We start from the raw sequence: 4,537 nt of genomic DNA on the forward strand, positions 1-4,537 counted from the left end.
TTCTCCACGTCTTGTTGTGAGCGCAGTTGATGGCACAGTTTCGGAAAGAATGGACTATAATGACTTGGGTGCCGTCATCAGTGATTCAAATCCAGGATTCCAAGCATTTGGTTTCGCCGGCGGTCTTTACGATGGCCTTACCAAGTACACAAGATTCGGAGCACGTGAGTATGATGCCGAGTCAGGTAGATGGACAACGAAAGATCCGATTTTGTTTAAGGGTGGGGATACGAATTTATATGGCTACGTGCAGAATGATCCGATTAACTTTGTTGATCCAAGCGGGAAGGCCATTGGCCTTGACGATGCATTCGCGGCAATTTTTGTTGTCGGGACAACCGTTGGGATTACTGAGGGCATTGTAAATTATCGAGCAACGCATTCATTTTCGAGTGCCACTAAAGCAGCAGCTAATGGTTTTGTTATGGGTGCCGGATCTGCTGGTGCTGCAATTTTAACGGCGACATTAGGTGCCGGAACCGCAGTTGCGGCCGGGGCGGCAACTGTTTTTGATATCGGATATTCGCTTCTTACTGCACCGACGTCATTGCCAACTGGAAGTTCAAATGATTTTATAAATGGTATAAACGCTATTGGAAATCAAAAACAACTTTGCCCTGAGAAATGAAGATAAATGAATAGCCATGAGCTTTTACAGAATCTATTTAAATTCATAATTCCCATGGGGCTCTTTATTGGGCCTCTGGGGTTGATTCTTTTACTAATGGGATTTTTAATGGCTCCAGCTAATGATCGAATAGATGTCAAAACTCTGGTGTTTCTTATTGTCGTTTGCATTACATGTGTTTTTCTTAGCTTCCGATACTGTCGAAATAAACTAGGTTGGTTTGGCGGGAGAAAGCCATGAGTTTGAATGCTGCGAGACGTACTAAAATGGTAACTAGTTTTGGAATGTTGCTCGTTAATGGAGCTGTGGTTTATGCGATTATGAATCGGTCCACTCCTTTTGGTTTTGGAGATTTCTTGTGTTTAATAGTATTGAATGCAATGTTCCTTGGATTTTTTTGGCTCGCGGCCACTCGAATGGGTTCGCAAGATCTAAAAAATGCCGTTGGGAATCAATCCGATGACAAGGAACCTAGTAAGCATAAAGGCGCGAATATCTCGTAAGATATTCTATGATCGTGCCAATCTGTTGCCAAAAAATTTAATCAAATTTGATAGTATTTGGCATTATGTTCTGCTCTCCAGCTGTTCAGTTGGATTTGAATAAGGCGGATTTTAAAGTGGCGATACAAATCTCTTTGGCTATGTCGCCAACGATCCTGTGAATTGGATCGACCCCGAAGGAACTACGAGAACACCCGGTCAGGTGTTGAGTAATGATGCGCTTGCAGGTGGCGGTGGCGGTTCTGCTGAAGGGCCGCCAGCAAGCTCATTCTCTGGAAGATTGGGAACAGAGCTGGTTCCACCAAGAGGAACAAACTGCCCTGCTGAAATCGGCGGTAGATCTTATAGTGGTCATGCTTTGGATAGTATGCAAGGTCGCGGGATAGTGCCTAGTGTGGTCGAGAATACGATATCGAACGGCGTGAGTATTTCCCAACCAGGAGGAAGAGTGCAACTATATGATCTTGGTAACAACATTTCAGTTATTTTGAACTCAAACGGAAAAGTAATTACTGTGTTCCCTGGGAAGTAAAGGATGGATGATTTTACGGCTAGACAAATTGATCGAATGAAAAGCTTGTGTGAGATGGCGATTCTGCGAAAAGTGGATCCTTCTAAATTTGTACGAGATCAGTGGGCGCTCATCGATATGGTGAAAGCCACTAACGAAAGCCTTTGGGAGGAATACAGGTCAATTGTTAACCAGGTTGAAATAACTATTGCCATTGCTCTCGATGAGAAGGGTCAGTTGGAGGAAAGTGATCTTTTATCGATAGAGCAAGCGGTCGGTAAGGCAAAAGACTTTATTGCACGGGTACAAAATCAACATTAAGGCTTACATCCTATGCAAAGCGATTTTGATCGACTCCAATTAAGTCAGATGAAGAGTCTCATAGGGCTTTTACAGAAAAGGCAGGTTGGGATATCCAAGTTTGTTTCCGATCAATGGTCTCTTGTTGAAATGCTGCAAGAGATCGACACTCATTGGAAGGTCGACTATTTCTCCCTGGTTAATGAAATTGAGGATCTATATGCAGCGGCTGTAGATCAGGGAAAAAAGGAAATGGACCAGAAGGATATCCAGACAATAGATAAGGTCTTGGAAAAGATGCTTATATTGATAGAGAGTCAGTAAGCTTGGTATGGCGGAAGATCTGCTGAAAGTTGAGAAAGCTGTTAGAGATATTCTCTTGAACGATTGGGACCCGATTGGAGTAAAGAACAATCCAAACGCTAAGGCTGAATACGATGGGTACGCACTTCGCGTAACTGGAATGCTTTTGAATGGAAGTGATGAAAGCAAGCTCACAGAGTACCTCAATAAGGTAGTTTCTGAGGATTTGGAGCTTCCTGTAAACGAAGCTGTAGCCAAGGTGGTTGCGAAGAAGTTAGTCGCTCTTGGATTAGAGCAACAGCAAAAAAAATAAGCGTGCCAGAGATTCTTTTCCCTCCATGCAATCCGTGCCTGGATCGTGCCAAAAAATTCAATAAAATTTGAATCGCTGGCACGGTTGACCTGGCCGGGCAAAACTGGTTCAGAAGTTGTGTTATACTCTGGGCGATATTTCAGAGCTATGCGGGCAAACTGTGATGTAGTTTTAAAAAACAAAATATCACATTAACAAAGTCTAGTTTACAAAAATAGCTTGCACGAGTGGAAATCCCATTTCTACAATTGTTAACTGAAGGTTGTTTATAGAGCTCTCGGAAGAGAGCTCGGCGACGTAGTTCTTGCTGGATTTGGTTTCACACTAAAAGGGTCAGAACTTCGCAATATCGCGGATGCATCTAAATAAATAGGATTAAGAAATGAATAATATTTCGTTAAGATTGGATTCGGTGGTATTGATTGCGGCTCAATGGGCTTTGCAATTTACAATTGCCTATCAACTTGTGATTTGGATTTCCTATCAGAACTATGTGGGGCAGTCAGTTTCCATGCAGGGTGATCAGGTATTTTCTAAACTCTTGGGGCTTGCATCTTATAGTAAAAATGCTTTGGAAATAGCTTGGGTTTGCAGTTGGGCCATCACCTTTTTCTTGTATAAGCGTCTTGAATCAAGTTCTTCGGAAAGAGTCGTGTTGGTATGCGCGCCTATTTTTTCAATAGGCTATTTTCTATATTCGACTGGGTTCGGGTTGCATTAGTAATTAGAACTCTACCAGCACTGATTGAGTGCGAATCGTTTGATACGATATTGAGTCATGAGGAAATCTGTTCAACTTAAAAGTGTTTGCCTGTCAGGGTGAATCACTGTCGAAGTTTCTGACAAGGGACTGTGGATTGTCTTTTTTAAAGCTTCAAGAAAGTTCGTACTGCCGTTTATTTTCAATAGGGATGGAGCAAGCAGGGAACGGCGTTTGCTTCAGGAAATGGCTTCATGAATTATCTTGAGGAGTAAAAAATGAAGGCACTTGTAACTTCCATCGCCTTGGTTCTTTTCGCGCAAGCGAGTTTCGCTTTTTCAACCCCTGCTATGACGGTTCGTCTTGTCGATAAGGACAACCAGCCGATCGCTGGCTTCCCAGTGGTTCTTCAAACACAGCAAACTGATTTGACGAAAGTGCTGACTCCGCATTCGAATGGCCAATCAGTAAATATGCAAAGAACTATTGTGACAGATAAAAATGGTGTTGCGAACTTGAGCTCTGTTTTCATGATGTTCACACCAAAATCAATTCTTGTAGTTCCAAGTTATGTTGAACATTGCCCAGATAAAGAAAGCTGGCAGACAAATCACCGTATTGATTTCAATAGAACGAATGAAAAAGATGGTTTCTTCATTGCAACCCCGGGTGAGAAACAAGGCTGGGGCTGTATGATGGGCCAAGATCAAAAATACAACGACTTGCAAACAAACCTTGTGTGCAAAGCCTCTGCATCAGCAGATGATATGATAGCAATGCTTCGTCAGAACATTCAGCAAACAAACAACGCCGGTTGTGAAGCTCAGAAAGATTTCTAGTCTGTTTCATATTCTGAAACACTGTTTCGGAATTTGTTTTGACGCTTCCCCAAATATTTTCTATCTTTTGTCTTATGGAAGAACTTGGATCGCTTTCAAATAACGATGCCATCCGTCTTTTAAAGGATGAGTTGGCAAAGCGAAAACAGCGCAACGCCGGCTATTCGTTAAGAGCTTTTGCTCAAAGTTTGAAAATCAGCCCCGCCCAGTTGTCGCAATTGATTTCGGGAAAACGTAACTTCACTTCTAAAACTCTTCAACAAATTAGCAAGTCCCTGCATCTATCACCAGAAGAAGAAAATAATCTGCACAGACAAGTTTTAATTCCTGCCAAAGCCCACGCTGAACAAAAAGATAAACGTCAGTTGCAGGAAGACGAATTTAAAGTGATTGCCGAATGGTATCACTTTGCGATTTTAAGTCTTAGTAAGGTTCGTGGT

General features: G+C 42.3%; 9 protein-coding genes. All 9 read left to right on the plus strand.

Going from position 1 to position 4,537, the window contains the following annotated elements:
• Window positions 1–628: RHS repeat-associated core domain-containing protein (locus VF412_RS00105; protein ID WP_331337151.1), on the plus strand; the 628-nt coding region annotated here is incomplete at its 5' end.
• Window positions 629–864: 236 nt separating this feature from the next.
• Window positions 865–1,131 (plus strand): hypothetical protein, encoded by a 267-nt coding sequence (locus VF412_RS00110; RefSeq protein WP_331337152.1) that lies wholly within the window; start codon window positions 865–867, stop codon window positions 1,129–1,131.
• Window positions 1,132–1,288: 157 nt separating this feature from the next.
• Window positions 1,289–1,663 carry a DUF4258 domain-containing protein gene (locus tag VF412_RS00115; RefSeq protein WP_331337153.1) on the plus strand — a complete coding sequence of 125 codons (375 nt, stop codon included), beginning with the start codon at window positions 1,289–1,291 and terminating at the stop codon, window positions 1,661–1,663.
• 3 nt (window positions 1,664–1,666) lie between these two features.
• Window positions 1,667–1,963, plus strand: coding sequence for a hypothetical protein (locus tag VF412_RS00120; protein ID WP_331337154.1), 297 nt, complete (start codon window positions 1,667–1,669; stop codon window positions 1,961–1,963).
• A gap of 12 nt (window positions 1,964–1,975) precedes the next feature.
• Entirely contained in the window at window positions 1,976–2,266 is a 291-nt protein-coding gene (locus VF412_RS00125) for a hypothetical protein (protein WP_331337155.1), read from the plus strand.
• Window positions 2,267–2,273: 7 nt separating this feature from the next.
• The gene (locus VF412_RS00130; protein WP_331337156.1) at window positions 2,274–2,558 is read left to right on the plus strand and encodes a hypothetical protein; all 285 of its coding nucleotides are present in this window, start codon (window positions 2,274–2,276) and stop codon (window positions 2,556–2,558) included.
• A 382-nt stretch (window positions 2,559–2,940) separates the two neighbouring features.
• Entirely contained in the window at window positions 2,941–3,279 is a 339-nt protein-coding gene (locus tag VF412_RS00135) for a hypothetical protein (RefSeq protein ID WP_331337157.1), read from the plus strand.
• A 257-nt stretch (window positions 3,280–3,536) separates the two neighbouring features.
• A complete protein-coding gene (locus VF412_RS00140) occupies window positions 3,537–4,097 on the plus strand; it encodes a hypothetical protein (protein WP_331337158.1) in 561 nt (186 codons plus the stop codon).
• Between the two features lie 74 nt (window positions 4,098–4,171).
• A partial coding sequence (locus VF412_RS00145) for a helix-turn-helix domain-containing protein (protein WP_331337159.1) occupies window positions 4,172–4,537 on the plus strand: 366 nt, incomplete at its 3' end.

The organism is Bdellovibrio sp., assembly GCF_036384735.1.
Classification (GTDB): Bacteria; Bdellovibrionota; Bdellovibrionia; order Bdellovibrionales; family Bdellovibrionaceae; genus Bdellovibrio.